Below are 15,927 nucleotides of genomic sequence, written 5' to 3'. Positions count from 1 at the left end.
GGGTACCGCGACGAGGTCACTCATGGCCCACGCCTTGGGTGGCCGTGGTGCGGCCCAGCGCCGCGGCGACGTCGTGCACGGTCAACCAGGGCTGCGGTGCCAGCACCTTGGAGACCTGCGGTGCGAACGCGGGGGAGGCCACCACCACCTCGGGGGCCGCGCCGTCGGCCACGATCTCGCCGTCGGCCATCACCAGGACGCGGGAGGCGACCTCGGCCACCAGCTCGACGTCGTGCGTGGCGAAGACGATGCCGTGGCCGTCGTCGGCCAGTTGGTGCAGGATCTCGACGAGGTGCTGCTTGGCGGTGTAGTCCAGACCACGGGTGGGCTCGTCGAGCAGCACGAGCCGAGGCTCGGCGGCCAGGACGACGGCCAGTGCGACACTCAGCTTCTGGCCCTCGGAGAGGTCCCGCGGGTGCTGCTCGTCGGGAATGCCGGGGGCGAGACGGTCGAGCAGTCCCCGGGTGCTGCCCGGGTCGGCTCCGGCGTCACGGTCGGCCATGGTGCACTCGTCGGCGACGGTCGCGGCATAGAGCAGGTCCGCCGGCACCTGCGGCACCAGCCCGACGTCGTCGGCACGGACCCGGCCTGAGGTCGGCTTGTGCAGACCGACCACGGTGCGCAGCAGGGTGGACTTGCCCGACCCGTTGCGCCCCATCAGCGCGATGATCTCCCCGGCCTGGACCCGCAGGTCGAGGCCGTGCAGCACCGGTTGGCGGGGGTAGCCGGCGACCAGGTCGCGCACCACCGCCACGTCCTCGCCCAGGGTGGTGGCCCGGTGCGCCGGGGGCGGTACGTCGGCCAGCGCCTCCCGCAGGGCGCCCGAGCGGCGGCGGGCGTCGCGCACGGTCAACGGCACCGGACTCCACCCCGCGACGCGACCGAGCTGCACGACCGGAGGCGCGATCGGGGTGTGGGCGAGGATGTCGGCCGGTTCCCCGGCTTCCACCGGCGACCCGTTGCCGGGCACGTGGATGATGCGGTCGACGAACTGCACGACGCGTTCGAGCCGGTGCTCGGCGAGCAGCACCGTGATGCCGAGGTCGTGCACGAGGCGCTGCAGGGTGGCCAGCACGTCCTCGGCGCCCAGGGGGTCGAGGGCCGAGGTGGGCTCGTCGAGCACCAGCACCCGTGGGTGCGTGGTGAGCACGGCGCCGATCGCGACCCGTTGCTGCTGCCCGCCGGAGAGGTGGGTCAGCGGCCGGTCACGCAGGTCGGCCAGGCCGAGCAGGTCGAGGGTCTCCTCGACCCGCTTGCGCATGGTCGAGGGGGCGACGCCGAGCGACTCCATGCCGTAGGCGAGCTCGTCCTCGACGTTGTCGGTCACGAAGCCGGCCAGCGGGTCCTGGCCGACGAAGCCGACCACGTCGGCCAGGTCCCGGGGACGGTGGGTGGCGGTGTCGCGACCATCGACCACGACCCGGCCGCGCAAGGTGCCCCCGGAGAAGTGCGGCACCAGCCCGTTGACCGCGCGCAGCAGCGTCGACTTGCCGCTGCCGGTGCGGCCCATGACCAGCGCCATCTCGCCCTCGGGCACGTGCAGGTCGACGTGGCTCAGCGTCGGCGACGAGGCGCCGGCGTAGGTGATGGTGACGTCGTCGAACCTGATCATCGGGTCACCGCCGAGCCGCGCGAGAAACCGTGGGAGGAGTCGTGGGACGCGGCCGGAACGCCAGACCGAGCCGCAGCCCGAGCCGCCGACCGGCCGGCCGACGACGTACCCGACCGGCCACCCGACCGCGGCAACGGCGGTGCCACGAACGCGGGCAGGAGGCCGACCAGGATCCCGGCACAGGCCAGCAGCGGCACAGGTGGCATCTCGGCGGTCGACGACAGCACGAGCAGGGTCGGGTCCACGCGCACCTGCCAGAACGTCAGCGCAGCGGCGGTGAGCCCGCTGGCCACCACCAGCAGCTCGGGCAGTGCCCACGGGTCCGGGCGGTAGCGCGTGCGACCGGTGCGCCTGCCCCCGACGACCAGGCCGGCGATGCCGAGCGTGCATCCGGCCACCAGGGCGGGCAGGCCCATCCAGTCGGAGACCGTCCCGTTGAGGATGCCGTAGACGCCCAGGCAGATGCCGACCATCCCGGCCACGACCAGGCCCGAGGTGATCCGGCGCTGACGAGGATCCGCGACCGTCGTGCGCCCGTAGCCCCGGGAGTCCATCGCGGCGGCCAGGTCGACCGAGCGCTCCAGGGCGCCCTCGAGCATCGGCATCGCCATCCGTCCGAAGCGTCGGATGCGTCCGCTGCTGCCACCGCGGAGCTTCGCGGCGTCACGCACCCGCCGGGCGTCGGTGGCCAGCTGCGGGGCGAACGTGAGCGCGATGATGCAGGCCACCCCGATCTCGTAGAGCGCCGCCGGCACGTAGCGCAGCAGCTGGCGGGCACTGCCCAGCGCGTTCGCGGCTCCGACACAGCAGAAGATCGCGGCCAGCTGCAGGGCGACGTACAACGCGGTCAGCAGGCCCTCGAGGGTGACCGGCCCGCCGAGCTGGATGCCGGTCGAGTCCGGCAGAGGGATCTCGGGCAGGGTGAACATCACGGTGACGCCCTGGCTGTTGCCCGAGAGCAGGGTCTGGAACACCAGGTGGATGACGATCACGATCATCGCCAACCGGAAGAACAGGGCGTACGACGACGCCCACGGGGTGTCGCCGCGGCGGGCAGAGACGACGAACCAGGTCACCGCCATGACCAGCAGCAGCGGCACCGGGTTCATCGTGCGACTCGCGGCGGCGGCCAGACCGAGCGCCCACAACCACCACGCGCCCGGGTGCAGGGCACGCGGGTAGGTGATCAGGTGGTGGGGGCGCACGGTCGGTCGGCTCGGGTCAGGCGGCCGCGCGGTTGCGTCGGCTCAGGTAGAGGCCGCCGGCGCCGAGGATCACGATCAGCCCACCGACGCCGAGCAGGATGCCGGTGTTGCTGTCGTCGTCCTCGTCGTCATCGGCCGCGGAGGAGTCGGAGGAGCCCGTGTCGTCGGAGGACGCGGTGGCGAACTCGACGGTGCCGTCGTCGGCCGGCGTGGCCTTGTCGGCCTTGTCGGCGCAACCGGTGGCGGGGTAGCCGCTGATGCCGCACAGCAGCTCCTTCTCGATACGTACGTCGGGAGCGACGGCCTGCAGCACGTTCATGCCATTGGCGTCGGCCGGGACGACCGCGCACAGTGCCTCGGGCTCGGGGACCTCGGCACCGTCGGTGGCGTCGGCCTGGACGCCGTAGTCGATCAGCACGGCGACCCGCTTCTGGTCCGTGGCGGCCTCCTTGGCTCCGCAGACCGAGTCGAAGGTGACCTTCGTGAGGTCGGCGCGGGGGAGGTTGGGCTTGTTGAAGTCGGCCGGGGCCGCGAGGCGGTAGGCCTCGATGGCGCCATCAGTGGGCTTGGCGTCCGCGGGGCCGGTCGGCTGGAGCACGAACTCACCGTCGGTGACGGTGAAGTAGCCCCAGTAGCGGTAGACGTCGGCGGGGGCGGCGCTGGCGCCGGCCGTGCCGGTGCCGACCAGGAGCATGCCGATCAGGCTGATGGTGACCAGGAGCGGGGAGATCGCGCCGGAGCGCAGGGTGCGGAGCGAACGCATGGGATGGAGCCTCTTCATTCTGGGGCGGCACGCGGAGTGTGAACCGGACCAGTCGAGGCGTCCGGCTCCCGATCCGTAGACCTCGACGGGGTGGAGCCACCATTCCGCTCCGGCGTTCCGGCTGTACGGCTGCGGGTCAGCGCCGGAGTCTCACCGGCTTCCCCAGAGTGGAATGTGCAGTACGTCGCACGTGTCGCGACCTACCACGGCGAAATCTGCCACCGTGGCTGCCGTTCGTCAAAGCCCTGCGGGTTAGTCTCACCGCATGGCAAACGTTCCCGATGAGCCGCCGACCTTCAAACCGAGCCCGCAGCCGCCGACCCCGTGGCGCTGGCGTCTCGAGAACGCCGCCGGCGCCGTGGTGGAGATCACCGGCGACCTGGCCGGGCAGGAGTTCGTCAGCCAGGCCGACGCCGAGTCGTGGGTGGGCGAGTTCTACGCCGAGCTGGCCGAGCAGGGAGTGGATGCGGTCACCCTGTTCGAGGCCGACCGTGAGGTCTACGGGCCGATGTCACTGCACGCCTGAGACGACCCTCCACGCTCAGCAGAGCCGGGGCGGATCAGCCGCGAACCCGGCGTCGCCTAGCGGGCGCGCCGGATCCGCAGCCACGTCTGCGCGCCGAAGTTCAGCGCCGGGTTGCGCGCCTCCCGGGCCACCAGCCCTCGTGACTCGCAGGACTTCTGGATCCAGGCCAGGTCGTGGGCGATGGTGCCGCCCTCATCGGACTCGTGGCTCTTCCCGAACCATTCGGTGCCCTCATAGTCGGGTCGCTCGGCCGACGCCGGGAAGTACGAGGCCAGGAAGGTTCCGTTCGGGGCGGCGGTCTCGACGAACCCGTCGAGCATCGCCTCGATCTGCGCCTTCGACGCGTGGCTCCAGATCGAGCGCGCGACGAACATGTCGAAGGTCTCGTTGAAGTGGGTCATCGAGAAGTCGTCGCGGTTGGAGAAGGTGGGGCGCTTGGCGGCGACCAGGTCGGGACCGAGGAGGACCTCGACACCCGCCTCGAGCATCTCGGCGTTGGGCTCGATGCCGTAGTAGCAGCCGGGGTCGAGCAGGCGGACCAGCCAGTTGCCGGCGCGCAAGGATCCGCAGCCGATGTCGAGGACCTTCGAGTCGGGGTTCAGACCGTGATGCAGCAGGGTCATCAGCTGCTTGCGCCCCGCGAGGGCGAAGGACTTGCGTGGCCCGCCCACGCCAATCCCGCGAGCGGTGAGCTCGTCTGCGGCTCGGGTGAGTGAATCCGTCATGGAGGTGGCCCCTCTTCGATGAATGTGATCGTGGGTTCGCGCCACACAGTGGCACACCACTGGGCGCCGACCGGGGGCAGCGACGTTCGTGGGCGCGGCGTTCAGGGCCTGGTCGGGTGTCGGTCGGGTGTCGGTCGCCGGCGGTTGCGGCCCGGTTCACCACGGTGCCGGAAAATAGGTGAAGGGCCCTCGCAAGTATGAGTTGCAAGGGCCCTTCGGGTGATCGGAACCGGTGACGCAACCGATCGACAGTCGTTCGTTTCCGGCCCCAGTGACTTCGTCACCCTGTCACTGCGCCGAGTTGCCCCGGCGTGTGAACCTTGCTTCCGGACTGTCCCGCTCTTCCCGGAGGAAGTGCGTGAGACAGTTCTATGCGGTGTGACCCGCGCCACGCAAGGTTTCCGGCGACATTCCTTTGGTTCTACAGGTGGTTCAACAGGCCGACGGCGTGTCCTCCACAGATCGTGGCCGTTCGTCCACAGGTTCGTCGTACCTCGTCCACAGGGCGTGCGGGACGGTCACGCCGACGAGGATCAGCCGGCCAGCCTGAGCAGGGCCGCCAGCACCTGCTCACCGAGGGCCCGGTCCGCGGCGGGGTCACCGCCGGGCGGAAGGTCTGCCCGAGGTGCGGGCGGGGTCTCGCCGGGCAGCACGACGCGGTGGCCGGCGTCGGGGTGGAAGAGATAGGTCGTGTCCTGGCCGTGCTGCGAGCGACGCGCCACGATCTCCTCACTGAACGCCGCCGAGGGCCAGACCCGGTCGGCGCCTCCGGCGGAGACGATGACCGAGGCGTCGATGCACTCCACGGGGATCTCGTGGTCGGCGCGGCTGCCGTTCAACGCGGCCAGGCTCTTCTCGTGCAGCTCACGCGCATCGGCGAGGTCGAGCCCGTTCTGGTCGACGTAGGGCACCCCGGGCACGGGGTTGCCGTGCCAGGTCCACTTCGCGTCGTGGACCGGGTGGGCGTCGACCAGGTCGGGGCACTCCCACACCACCGAGGTGGGGGACAGTGCGGCGACGACCGAGATCCTGATGTCGCGTGCGGCCAGCAACAGCGCCGCCTCGGCGCCGAAGGAGAGACCCAGGATCCCCACGCGGCGGCAGTCCCGGTCGAGCCGGTCGAGGTGGGGAAGGAACGTCTCCAGGGCCACCCGTCGCGGTGTGGCCGGCTGGCCGGGGCCGCCGAACCACTGGACCGGCTCGGCCGCGATGCCGTGGGAGCGGAGCACCTCGCACCGCTGTGTCTCAAGACGTCCGGACGAACCGGAAAGGACGATCAGTCCGAGTTCGGTGTGGGTCACCTCTTCATGGAAACACGCCACCTACACTGCTGTCGTGCAGCCCTACCTCGACCTCATCCGGCGCATCCTCGACGACGGGTCCGCGAAGGACGATCGCACCGGCACCGGCACCCGCAGCGTGTTCGGCCACCAGATGCGCTTCGACCTCGCCGCCGGGTTCCCGCTGGTGACCACGAAGAAGATCCACACCCGATCTGTCTTCGCCGAGCTGCTGTGGTTCCTGCGCGGTGACACCAACGTGAAGTGGCTCCAGGACCGCGGCGTCTCGATCTGGGACGAGTGGGCCGACGAGAACGGTGACCTGGGCCCGGTCTACGGCCACCAGTGGCGCTCCTGGCCGGCCCCGGACGGCCGCCACGTCGACCAGATCGCCCAGGTCGTCGAGCAGATCCGCACCAACCCCGACTCGCGCCGGCACATCGTCTCGGCCTGGAACGTGGCCGACATCCCCGACATGGCGCTGGCTCCGTGCCACACGATGTTCCAGTTCTACGTGGCGCCTCAGCAGGACGGGCCCGGCAAGCTGAGCTGCCAGCTCTACCAGCGCAGCGCCGACGTCTTCCTCGGTGTGCCGTTCAACATCGCCTCCTACGCCCTGCTCACCCACATGGTGGCCCAGGTGACCGGCCTCCAGGTCGGCGACTTCGTGCACACGCTCGGAGACGCCCACCTCTACTCCAACCACCTCGACCAGGCCCGGCTGCAGCTGACCCGCGACCCGCGTCCACTGCCCACCCTGCGTCTTGACCGCTCCGTGACCGAGCTCGACGCGTTCGACCTCGAGCACATCGCGATCGAGGGCTACGACCCGCACCCGGGCATCAAGGCCCCCATCGCCGTATGACACGAGTTGTTGAGTTCTGATGCACGAAACCGCAGTTCTTGACGCTCGAGTCGGCGATTCTCCGCGGCACGACCGCCGCATCGTGATGGTGGCGGCGTACGCCGGCAACCGGGTGATCGGCAACGGTGGCGACATCCCGTGGCACAGCCCCGAGGACTTCGCGCACTTCAAGCGGGTCACCCTGGGCCACACCCTGGTGATGGGCCGAGCGACGTACGACTCGATCGGCCGGCCGCTGCCCGGGCGTACGACGATCGTGGTCACCCGCCAGCCCGACTGGAGCGCCGGGGAGTACGACGACCGCGTGCTGATCGCCCACAGCATCACCGAGGCGCTCGACCTTGCCGCCTCCCAGCAGGGCGACACGATCATCGCCGGCGGCACCCAGATCTATGAGCTGGCGATGCCGTTCGCGACCCATCAGGTCCTGACCGAGATCGACCTCGCACCCGACGGTGATGCGCACTACCCGGCGTTCGACGACAGCGAGTGGGCCGAGACCGAGCGGGTCCCCGGACCCGGCCTCGACTGGGTGTGGTGGCAGCGGATCGCGGCTCCGCCCACCATCGAGGTGGCCGCGGTGGCGTTCGTGCGCGATCGTCAGGTGCTCACCGTCCGCAAGAAGGGAACCGACCGGTTCATGCTGGTCGGCGGCAAGTTCGAACCCGGCGAGGCCCCGCTCGACGCGGCCCGGCGCGAGGCCGCGGAAGAGGTCGGGCTGAGGCCCACCGAGCTGGCCCCGTTGGGCAGCTTCCTCGGCCTGGCCGCCAACGAGCCCGGGCACCTGCTCCACTCCGAGGCGTTCCTGGCCACACCCGACGCCGAGCCGGTGATCGCCTCCGAGATCGAGGAGCTGCGCTGGATGGGGCTCGACGACTCCTTCGACGACCTGGCGCCGTTGCTGGAGCACCAGGTGCTGCCCGTGCTGCGCGTTCGTTTCCCGGCTGATCATCGCCGCTGACGTCGGACCGATCGGTTCGGACGCGCATGGCAGGCTGAGGCCATGGAACTCCGAGTCTTCACCGAACCCCAGCAGGGTGCGACCTACGACGACCTCCTGAGGGTCGCCCTGGCCGCCGAACGACTCGGATTCGGGGCGTTCTTCCGCTCCGACCACTATCTCGGCATGGGCACCGAGGGCCTCCCCGGCTCCACCGATGCGTGGACCACACTGGCCGGGCTGGCTCGGGAGACGAGCACGATCCGCCTCGGCACGATGATGACCTCCGCGACGTTCCGTCACCCCGGCGTGCTGGCGATCCAGGTCGCACAGGTCGACCAGATGAGCGGCGGGCGTGTCGAGCTCGGCATCGGCGCCGGCTGGTTCGAGGCCGAGCACACGGCGTACGGCATCCCGTTCCCGTCGACCGGTGAGCGCTTCGACAGGTTCGAGGAGCAGCTCGCGATCGTCACCGGGCTGTGGGCCACACCCCTCGGCGAACGTTTCTCCCACGACGGCGGCACCTGGCCGATCGTCGACTCCCCGGCACTGCCGAAGCCCACGCAGGCCAGGCCTCCGGTGCTGATCGGCGGTCTCGGCAAGCGGCGGACGCCGGAGCTGACCGCGCGTTACGCGGACGAGTTCAACCTACCGTTCGTGGACGAGGAGACCACGCAGGTCCAGTTCGCCCGGGTCCGCGCGGCGTGCGAGGCGATCGACCGCAACCCCGAGGACCTGGCCTGGTCCAATGCCCTGGTGCTCTGCGTCGGCCGTGACGAGGCCGAGATCGCACGCCGGGCCGAGGTGATCGGCCGCGAGGTCGACGACCTCCGTGAGCACGGCCTCGCCGGAACGCCGGACGAGGTGGTGGCGAAGATCAAACGGTTCGAGGCGCTCGGCTCCCAACGGATCTACCTGCAGACCCTCGACCTGAGCGACCTCGAGCACCTGGAGCTGGTCGCGGCCGAGGTGATGCCCCACGTCTAGGACGTCACCTGTTGCTCAGATCCAGCTCTCCGCCGGCAGCGCCGCGACGGCGTCCCGATAGGGGAGCGGGTCGGGTGAGGTTGACCGGCAGCGGGAGGCCACCAGGGTGAGCGTCTCGCAACTGCCGGTGACCGGCTCCAGGAGCACCAGTGCCTCGCCGGAGGCCAGGGTCAGGCGCAGGCCGACTCGGCTGCCGGAGGCAGGTGTGCCCTCGAGCTCCACCAGATCGGCCGTCACGCTCTCCGACAGGGCTCCGCGCAGGCTGCCTCGGTGACGTTCGATGACCACGCCGTCCTCGAAGACGTGCAGGACCAGCTGCCCGGGACGGCCCTTCCGGGCACCGACCAGGCGGGACAGCCCGGACCTGGGGCGGGTGTCGTCGTGGTGTGAGAAGACATCGGTGCTGTGCTCCCACGTGCCCAACCCGGCGCCGATCGCCAGCTCGTACGCGCGATGCGTCAGGTCCGCGCCCGAGTCGCCCATGTCCACCTCCAGATCCCAGAGCGAGGTCAGGCTAGTGAGGATCTGCCGACGTGTCGAGGGTCACGGCGGTGTCGTCGTACCCCGCGGGCGGGTGGTCACCGGATCCTGACGGGGATCCGGGGGAGCCCGAACGCCTTGCCCGGCGTGTGCTGGCGGGCCTCGGTCGCGTCGATGGTGCGTTCCACGCCGGCACCACAGCGCTCGGCCAGGGCACGGACGACGTCGGCGCTGCGGTGCTGCACGTTCTCGGCCATCACGTAGTCGGTGCCGTCGGGAAAGACCAGACGGAGCAGCACGTACTGTCCGCGGACCAGGCCGTCGACGGGGGCGCTGTTGTCGAAGAACATGAGCTCCGCGTCGAGCTCGTCGAAACGGGCGGCGCGCAGGTCGCCGCTGCCGGTGCGCTCCATCACCAGCCCACCCTCGAAGGTGTGAGTCAGCCAGACACCCAGCTTCGCGAGACCTCGTGAGGCCAGCAGCATCACCGGGCCGTTGAGGACCAGCAGCCCCAGGCCGAACACCAGGAGCAGAACCTTGCCGTAGCCGGGCAGGTCGAGGAGGAAGTACAACGCGAGCAGCACGACCCCCACGATCGTGTTGACCAATCCGCGTCGGCCGTTGCCGGGCTCCTGGGTCTCGTTGACCCGCTCGGTGGACACCCAGGTGCCCAGGCCGTGCCGCTCGGCCAGATCGATGACCGACGGCCCGGGAGACCGTTCCTGTGCTGCTGGGTTCACCCGCGGCTCCTTTGTCGGTGGGCCGTCAGTCTAGTGCGGTGAGGGTGCGACACGGTTCCAGGGAGCGGCCGAAGACAGACTTGCCGCGACAGAGCGATAGCCTTGCCCGCATGACCTCCGCTGCCCCCGACGCACCCTTCGGTCGCGTGCTCACCGCGATGGCCACTGCGTTCCACGAGGACGGCTCGCTGGACCTCGACGCGACGGCCAAGATTGCCGTCCACCTGGCCGACAACGGCCACGACGGCATCGTCCTCTCGGGCACCACGGGCGAGTCGCCGACCACCACGGTCGAGGAGGACGGCCAGATCCTGGCCGCGGTCAAGGACGCCGTCGGCGACCGGGTCACCCTGGTGGCCGGTGTCGGCACCAACACCACCGTGCACTCGGTCGAGCTGGCCAAGCAGGCCGAGAAGCTCGGCGCCGACGGCCTGCTGCTGGTCACGCCCTACTACAACAAGCCCTCCCAGAAGGGAGTGCTCCACCACTTCCGTCAGGTCGCCACGGCCACTGACGTGCCGGTCATGCTGTACGACGTACCGAGCCGCACCGCCACCACGATCGCCCTCGAGACCTACGAACAGGCCATCGAGATCGAATCGGTCGTCGCGGTCAAGGACGCGGTCGGCGACTACGCCCGCGGCGTACGCCTGACGCAGCTCGGCTACGCGGTCTACTCCGGCGACGACATCGCGACCCTCGGCTGGCTGGCGCACGGCGCCGCCGGCGTCGTCTCGGTGCTCGGCCACGTGGCCGGCAACCAGATCAAGGCGATGATCGACGCCTTCCACGCCGGCGACCACGCCCAGGCGCTCACCCTCTTCACGCGGATGCTCCCCGCGATTGACGCCGTCATGGGCGTCCCCAACTACGGAGCGACCACCGCCAAGGCAGCACTGCAGCTGCTCGGCGTCACCGACAACCGGACCGTCCGCAGCCCCCTCGTCGAACTTGACGACGACGAAGTCGCAGCACTTCGCGTGGGGCTCGAAGCAGCCGGTCTCATCTGAGGAGAACCACGTTGAGCCATCCGCACCCCGAACTCTCCGCGCCGCACGAGCTGCCGAAGGGTGGACTGCGGATCACCCCGCTGGGCGGCCTCGGTGAGGTCGGCCGCAACATGACGGTCTTCGAGTACGACGGCCGCCTGCTGATCGTCGACTGTGGTGTCCTGTTCCCCGAGGACCACCACCCCGGCGTCGACCTGATCCTGCCCGACTTCGAGTCGATCCGTGACCGCCTCGACCAGGTCGAGGCGCTGGTGCTGACCCACGGCCACGAGGACCACATCGGCGCCACGCCGTACCTCCTGCGCGAACGTGGCGACATCCCCCTGGTCGGCTCCGAGCTCACCCTGGCCCTGCTCGGCTCGAAGCTGCGCGAGCACCGCCTGCGCGAGACGGTGCACCACGTGGTCGCGGCCGGCGACACGATCACCTTCGGCCCGTTCGACCTCGAGTTCGTCGCGGTCAACCACTCCATTCCCGACGCGCTGGCGATCGCGATCCGCACCGGTGCCGGACTGGTGCTGCACACCGGCGACTTCAAGATGGACCAGCTGCCCCTCGACGGCCGCATCACCGACCTCAACGCGTTCGCGCGACTCGGTGACGAGGGCGTCGACCTCTTCATGACCGACTCCACCAACGCCGAGGTGCCGGGGTTCACCACCACCGAGAAGTCCATCGGCCCGGTGCTCGACTCGGTCTTCCACAAGGCCGCCGACCAGCGGATCATCGTGGCCTGCTTCGCCTCCCACATCCACCGCGTGCAGCAGGTGCTGGACGCCGCGGTGACCCACGGGCGCAAGGTTGCCTACGTCGGCCGATCGATGGTGCGCAACATGGCCATCGCCAAGGACCTGGGCTATCTCAAGGTGCCTCACGGCGTCATCGTCGATGCCAAGGAGCTGGCCGATCTTCCCCCGCACAAGCAGGTGCTGATCTCGACCGGGTCCCAGGGTGAGCCGCTGTCGGCGTTGTCGCGGATCGCCCAGCGCAACCACAACTTCGTGCACATCGAGGAGGGCGACACCGTGGTGCTCGCCTCCTCCCTGATCCCCGGCAACGAGAACGCCGTCTATCGGGTGATCAACGGTCTCTCGCGCTGGGGCGCCAATGTCGTCCACAAGGGCAACGCGCTCGTCCACGTCTCGGGCCACGCCAGCGCCGGTGAGCTGCTCTACTGCTACAACATCGTCAAGCCGAAGAACGTGCTGCCGATCCACGGCGAGATCCGGCACATGCGCGCCAACGCCGACCTGGCTCGCGCCACCGGCATCGAGAACGTCGTCATCGCCGAGGACGGTGTCGTGGTCGACCTGGTCGACGGCAAGGCCGAGATCGCCGGCAAGGTGCCGTGCGGCTACGTCTTCGTCGACGGATCCTCGGTCGGCGACATCACGGAGTCGTCGCTCAAGGACCGCCGCATCCTCGGTGAGGAGGGCTTCATCTCGGTGATCGTGGTCGTCGACTCGCAGTCCGGGCATGTGGTCAGCGGGCCCGAGATCCACGCGCGCGGGTTCGTGGAGAACGAGCACACCTTCGACGGCATCCGGCAGCCGATCATCGATGCGCTCGACAAGGCGATGGCCGAGGGTGTCAGCGACACCCACCAGCTGCAGCAGTCGGTGCGGCGCGTGATCGGGCGTTGGGTGTCCAACAAGCACCGTCGCCGCCCGATGATCGTCCCGGTCGTCATCGAGGCCTGAGACCTCGCGTCCTGCGGGACGTCGTACGGTCCGGGAGTCTGGGCGACCCCCGCGTAGGACGTCCGGCGGGCGCGGTCACAGCGCACGCTGGTAGCGGATGAAGCCGCGGTTCTCGGCGACCTTGTCGTAGAGGAGCCGCGCGGTCGCGTTCGTCTCGTGGGTGTGCCAGTAGAGCGTGGCGCAGCCCCGGTCCGACGCCCACCCGGCGACCGACTCGATGAGCGCCCGCGCGACGCCACGGCCGCGTACGTCGGGATCGGTGAAGAGATCCTCGAGGTAGCAGACGTCGTCGCCCCAGGTGTCGGCATGGGTGAGGAAGTGCGTGATGCCGACCAGGCGACCGTCCAGGCGGGCGCCGAGCGCGTGCATCGTGTCGTCGGCGGCGAAGGCCTGCCAGTTGCGCTCGTAGGTCGTCGCGGGCAGTGAGGTCTTGTAGAACTCCAGGTAGCCGGTGAACAGGGCGTCCCACCGGACGCGGTCGTCCGGCCGCAGAGGGCCGACGGTGACGGTCATCTCACGCCTCCCGCCAGGATCGCCGTGGCGGGAAAGACCAGCTCGTCGCCGTCGAGCAGGCCCCGGCTGAGGTCGTCGTACGCCGCCCGCATCCGCCGTTGCGTGACGTCGTCCTGCTGCAGCAGCGCCTTCCCGATGCCGCCGATGCCGGCCTCGAGGCCGGCCCAGAAGCGATCGGGCCCGATCCGCCAGACGAGCGCGATCTCGCGGGCGTGAACGTCGACCAGGCCGGCCCCGCCGAGCAGCCCCAGGGTGCCTGCGGTGCTGCGCTCGAAATCGAGGTCGGTCGGGAGCGTGTCGAAGGTCGGGGGAGTGGCCCCGGCCCGGTCCAGCACGACCGTGAACAACGTGCCCTGGGCGGTGGGCGTCGAGGGCCAGATGGTGAGCAGCACCCGTCCCCCGTGGCGCGTGACCCGGGCCAGCTCGCGTACGCCGGCGCGCGGGTCACCGACATGGTTGACCACGAAGTTGGCGATCACGGTGTCGAAGGCGTCGTCACCGAACGGGAGGTCGGGCAGTCCCGCCGCGACCACCTCCACGTCGGCGGGCAGGTTGGTGCGCGCGATCGCTCGCATGTCGGGTTCGGGCTCGGTGGCGGTCAACCGGGCCCCGCTCGCCGCGATCCGGGCAGCGAGGAGTCCACTGCCGACCCCCACCTCCAGGACGTCGTGCTCGGGGGCGAGGCCAGCCGCGTCGAGGAGCGCCGGGATGGTGCCGGCGCAGAGGTGGGCGAACGTGTCGGCGTACGCCGGGGCCAGTCCCGACCAGTTGCGTGCGCCCCGAGTGTCAACGGCCATGCCGGCCAACCTACAGAATCCCCACCTCCCACGAGTTGTGGGTTGTGGACGCTCGAGTTGTTGATCTTCGTCGGTCGCGTCGGCGTTCTCGTAGGCGTTGATCCGATCGGCTCGAAGCAGTGCCCCTCGGTCAGCGACGTGCCGCGGGCACCGCTCCAGCCGCCCCGACCCCGGCCAGGTCGAGCACCTCGTCCATCGCGTCGAGGCCAACGCTGTCGTGGGTGATCCAGACCAGGCTGCGCCCGCAGCTGGCGGCCAGCAGGTCGTCGGCCACTGCGCGCGCGGTCGCCGCATCGAGGTGGGCCGTCGGCTCGTCGAGCACGAGGACGTCGCGATCCGCCAGCACTGACCGGGCCAGCCCGATCCGGGCCCGCTCGCCACCCGAGACCTCCACACCGCCGTCGCCGATCCGGGTCTGCAGACCGTGGGGAAGCCCGTCGACCCACGCGCCCAGATGGGCTGCCCGCAGGGCGGCGTCCACCTCGGCGTCCTCGGCCTCGGGCCGGGCCAGCCTGACGTTCTCGGCCAGCGTCGACCCGAAGAGATAGGGGTCGTCGTCGAGGAGGCCGACCACCCGGCGTACGTCGTCACCGGCGAGATCGGCCACCGGCGTCGGACCGAGGTCGTGTCGGCCACGGATGACGGGCAGCAGCTTGAGCAGGGCCAGGGCGAGCGTGGACTTGCCCGAACCGGACGGGCCGGTGACCCCGATGTGCCGTCCCGGCGTGAGGTGCAGGGAGATCCCGGTGACGGCGTCGACGGTGCGGTTCCAGCCGATGGCGGCATCCTCGAGCCGCAGGTCGCGGCCGGGGGCAACCGGCAGGGGAGCCTCCGGGTCGTCGACCGCGGGGTCGGACGCGGTGAGTCGGGCAAGGCGTCGAGCCGCGGCGCTTGTGCGGACTTGGAGGGCGCCGGCCTCCGCCAGGGGGGTCGTGACCTCGGCCAGTGCCAGCGGCAGCATCATCACCAGCGCGAGCATGGGTGCACTGACCTCGCCTGCGGCCAGGGACGGTGCCCCGACCGCCGCGACCAGCACCGTGCCCATGCCTGAGGCGAGCAGCGCGACGGACCGACCCTGCGAGACGCCGGAAGCACTTCCTCCGGCGTGAGCGGCCAGGCGACGGGAGGCGTCATCCGCTGCGGCCAACACCTGCGGCTGAGCACCCCAGAGCACGAGTTGGCGGGCCGAGCCCACGACGTCGGCGCTGCGTCGTCCGACCTCGGCACGGGCCTCGACGAAGGCGGTCTCGTGACGCCGAGCGCTCCACCAGCCGATGACGAGGGCTGCCGTGCCGCCGCCGAGGGAGACCGCGAGCACCGGAAGCGTGGCACTCGGCAGGACCAGCCAGGCGAGCACGGCCGCGATCAGCGTGACCCCCCACCAGGTCGCGATCGGCAGCCTCACCCGCAGCTGCTCGTCGAGATGGGCATCGACGTCGTCGACCACCCCGGTGAGCACGTCGCCATTGCGTCCCAGGCGGCCGGGCACCAGCGGGATGAGGCGTTCGTAGACCTCTGCCCGACGTTCCGCGAGGGTACGCAGGGCCAGGTCGTGGCCGAGCAGTCGTTCCACGTAACGCAGTGCGGGCCGGGCCAGGCCGAAGGTGCGGACGCCGACGATCGCGACCGTGAGCAGCATGATCGGCGGCTGCTCCGCGCTGCGGGCGATCAGCCAGCCGGCGGTGGCGGTCAGGGCGACGCCCGATGCCGCGGCCAGCGTGGCCAGGGTGACGACCAGCGCCCACCGCCACCGACCCGTCGTGAGTTCGGGCCGACCTGTCGTG

16 protein-coding genes and 1 riboswitch are annotated in these 15,927 nt (G+C 70.5%); of the genes, 6 read left to right on the top strand and 10 right to left on the bottom strand.

Annotated elements, in window-relative coordinates:
• Nucleotides 1-16: 16 nt before the first annotated feature.
• The 3 genes from NJ4_RS07060 to NJ4_RS07050 are packed head-to-tail and all read right to left on the bottom strand — an operon-like array spanning nt 17 to nt 3,580.
• Nucleotides 17-1,612: an ABC transporter ATP-binding protein gene (locus tag NJ4_RS07060; RefSeq protein WP_067432254.1), complete on the bottom strand. Its 1,596-nt coding sequence runs from the start codon at nt 1,610-1,612 to the stop codon at nt 17-19.
• A complete protein-coding gene (locus NJ4_RS07055) occupies nt 1,609-2,817 on the bottom strand; it encodes an energy-coupling factor transporter transmembrane component T (protein ID WP_067432251.1) in 1,209 nt (402 codons plus the stop codon). The genes NJ4_RS07060 and NJ4_RS07055 overlap by 4 nt, the downstream gene beginning before the upstream one ends.
• Before the next feature lie 16 nt (nt 2,818-2,833).
• The gene (locus NJ4_RS07050; RefSeq protein ID WP_067432248.1) at nt 2,834-3,580 is read right to left on the bottom strand and encodes an SCO2322 family protein; all 747 of its coding nucleotides are present in this window, start codon (nt 3,578-3,580) and stop codon (nt 2,834-2,836) included.
• Between the two features lie 102 nt (nt 3,581-3,682).
• Nucleotides 3,683-3,762, bottom strand: a riboswitch (adenosylcobalamin-variant (AdoCbl-variant) riboswitch).
• A gap of 83 nt (nt 3,763-3,845) precedes the next feature.
• Here NJ4_RS07050 and NJ4_RS07045 point away from each other — a divergent pair.
• On the top strand, nt 3,846-4,106 hold the full coding sequence (locus NJ4_RS07045) for a hypothetical protein (protein WP_067432245.1): 261 nt from the start codon (nt 3,846-3,848) through the stop codon (nt 4,104-4,106).
• A gap of 56 nt (nt 4,107-4,162) precedes the next feature.
• Here NJ4_RS07045 and NJ4_RS07040 read toward each other — a convergent pair whose 3' ends face one another.
• Nucleotides 4,163-4,831: a class I SAM-dependent methyltransferase gene (locus NJ4_RS07040; protein ID WP_067432242.1), complete on the bottom strand. Its 669-nt coding sequence runs from the start codon at nt 4,829-4,831 to the stop codon at nt 4,163-4,165.
• Between the two features lie 533 nt (nt 4,832-5,364).
• On the bottom strand, nt 5,365-6,132 hold the full coding sequence (locus NJ4_RS07035; protein ID WP_067432239.1) for an acyl-CoA thioester hydrolase/BAAT C-terminal domain-containing protein: 768 nt from the start codon (nt 6,130-6,132) through the stop codon (nt 5,365-5,367).
• A gap of 34 nt (nt 6,133-6,166) precedes the next feature.
• Between NJ4_RS07035 and NJ4_RS07030 the strand changes: the two genes are divergently transcribed.
• Genes NJ4_RS07030 through NJ4_RS07020 form a run of 3 tightly spaced genes read left to right on the top strand, consistent with a single transcriptional unit; the run spans nt 6,167 to nt 8,903 of the window.
• Nucleotides 6,167-6,976: a thymidylate synthase gene (locus NJ4_RS07030; protein ID WP_067432236.1), complete on the top strand. Its 810-nt coding sequence runs from the start codon at nt 6,167-6,169 to the stop codon at nt 6,974-6,976.
• Nucleotides 6,977-6,995: 19 nt separating this feature from the next.
• Entirely contained in the window at nt 6,996-7,937 is a 942-nt protein-coding gene (locus NJ4_RS26585; RefSeq protein ID WP_082748263.1) for a dihydrofolate reductase, read from the top strand.
• A 42-nt stretch (nt 7,938-7,979) separates the two neighbouring features.
• Nucleotides 7,980-8,903, top strand: a complete 924-nt coding sequence (locus NJ4_RS07020) for an LLM class F420-dependent oxidoreductase (protein ID WP_067432233.1) — start codon at nt 7,980-7,982, stop codon at nt 8,901-8,903.
• A gap of 15 nt (nt 8,904-8,918) precedes the next feature.
• On the opposite strand, the gene NJ4_RS07015 is transcribed toward NJ4_RS07020, so the two are convergent.
• Together NJ4_RS07015 and NJ4_RS07010 are read right to left on the bottom strand one after the other, a co-directional pair.
• On the bottom strand, nt 8,919-9,386 hold the full coding sequence (locus tag NJ4_RS07015) for a hypothetical protein (protein WP_067432226.1): 468 nt from the start codon (nt 9,384-9,386) through the stop codon (nt 8,919-8,921).
• Nucleotides 9,387-9,481: 95 nt separating this feature from the next.
• Nucleotides 9,482-10,123, bottom strand: a complete 642-nt coding sequence (locus NJ4_RS07010; protein WP_067432223.1) for a hypothetical protein — start codon at nt 10,121-10,123, stop codon at nt 9,482-9,484.
• A gap of 110 nt (nt 10,124-10,233) precedes the next feature.
• Between NJ4_RS07010 and dapA the strand changes: the two genes are divergently transcribed.
• Together dapA and NJ4_RS07000 are read left to right on the top strand one after the other, a co-directional pair.
• On the top strand, nt 10,234-11,133 hold the full coding sequence (dapA, locus tag NJ4_RS07005) for a 4-hydroxy-tetrahydrodipicolinate synthase (protein ID WP_067432220.1): 900 nt from the start codon (nt 10,234-10,236) through the stop codon (nt 11,131-11,133).
• Nucleotides 11,134-11,144: 11 nt separating this feature from the next.
• A complete protein-coding gene (locus NJ4_RS07000; RefSeq protein WP_067432218.1) occupies nt 11,145-12,833 on the top strand; it encodes a ribonuclease J in 1,689 nt (562 codons plus the stop codon).
• Between the two features lie 75 nt (nt 12,834-12,908).
• On the opposite strand, the gene NJ4_RS06995 is transcribed toward NJ4_RS07000, so the two are convergent.
• The 3 genes from NJ4_RS06995 to cydC form a co-directional block, all read right to left on the bottom strand.
• Nucleotides 12,909-13,346, bottom strand: a complete 438-nt coding sequence (locus NJ4_RS06995; protein WP_067432215.1) for a GNAT family N-acetyltransferase — start codon at nt 13,344-13,346, stop codon at nt 12,909-12,911.
• On the bottom strand, nt 13,343-14,143 hold the full coding sequence (locus tag NJ4_RS06990; protein ID WP_067432212.1) for a class I SAM-dependent methyltransferase: 801 nt from the start codon (nt 14,141-14,143) through the stop codon (nt 13,343-13,345). The genes NJ4_RS06995 and NJ4_RS06990 overlap by 4 nt, the downstream gene beginning before the upstream one ends.
• Nucleotides 14,144-14,273: 130 nt before the next feature.
• Nucleotides 14,274-15,927: thiol reductant ABC exporter subunit CydC (cydC, locus tag NJ4_RS06985; RefSeq protein WP_082748261.1), on the bottom strand; the 1,654-nt coding region annotated here is incomplete at its 5' end.

This window comes from Nocardioides jensenii JCM 1364 = NBRC 14755 (genome assembly GCF_001552535.1).
Lineage (GTDB): Bacteria > Actinomycetota > Actinomycetes > Propionibacteriales > Nocardioidaceae > Nocardioides > Nocardioides jensenii.
The sequence above is the reverse complement of the archived record's forward strand: the minus strand, read 5'-3'. Positions and strand labels throughout refer to the sequence as shown.

What these genes read in the sequence shown, in the direction of transcription:
- NJ4_RS07060 (WP_067432254.1), bottom strand. Translation starts at nt 1,612, where the DNA reads ATGATCAGGTTCGACGACGTCACCATCACCTACGCCGGCGCCTCGTCG.
- NJ4_RS07050 (WP_067432248.1), bottom strand. Translation starts at nt 3,580, where the DNA reads ATGCGTTCGCTCCGCACCCTGCGCTCCGGCGCGATCTCCCCGCTCCTG.
- NJ4_RS07045 (WP_067432245.1), top strand. Translation starts at nt 3,846, where the DNA reads ATGGCAAACGTTCCCGATGAGCCGCCGACCTTCAAACCGAGCCCGCAG.
- NJ4_RS07040 (WP_067432242.1), bottom strand. Translation starts at nt 4,831, where the DNA reads ATGACGGATTCACTCACCCGAGCCGCAGACGAGCTCACCGCTCGCGGG.
- NJ4_RS26585 (WP_082748263.1), top strand. Translation starts at nt 6,996, where the DNA reads ATGCACGAAACCGCAGTTCTTGACGCTCGAGTCGGCGATTCTCCGCGG.
- NJ4_RS07020 (WP_067432233.1), top strand. Translation starts at nt 7,980, where the DNA reads ATGGAACTCCGAGTCTTCACCGAACCCCAGCAGGGTGCGACCTACGAC.
- NJ4_RS07015 (WP_067432226.1), bottom strand. Translation starts at nt 9,386, where the DNA reads ATGGGCGACTCGGGCGCGGACCTGACGCATCGCGCGTACGAGCTGGCG.
- dapA (WP_067432220.1), top strand. Translation starts at nt 10,234, where the DNA reads ATGACCTCCGCTGCCCCCGACGCACCCTTCGGTCGCGTGCTCACCGCG.
- NJ4_RS06995 (WP_067432215.1), bottom strand. Translation starts at nt 13,346, where the DNA reads ATGACCGTCACCGTCGGCCCTCTGCGGCCGGACGACCGCGTCCGGTGG.
- NJ4_RS06990 (WP_067432212.1), bottom strand. Translation starts at nt 14,143, where the DNA reads ATGGCCGTTGACACTCGGGGCGCACGCAACTGGTCGGGACTGGCCCCG.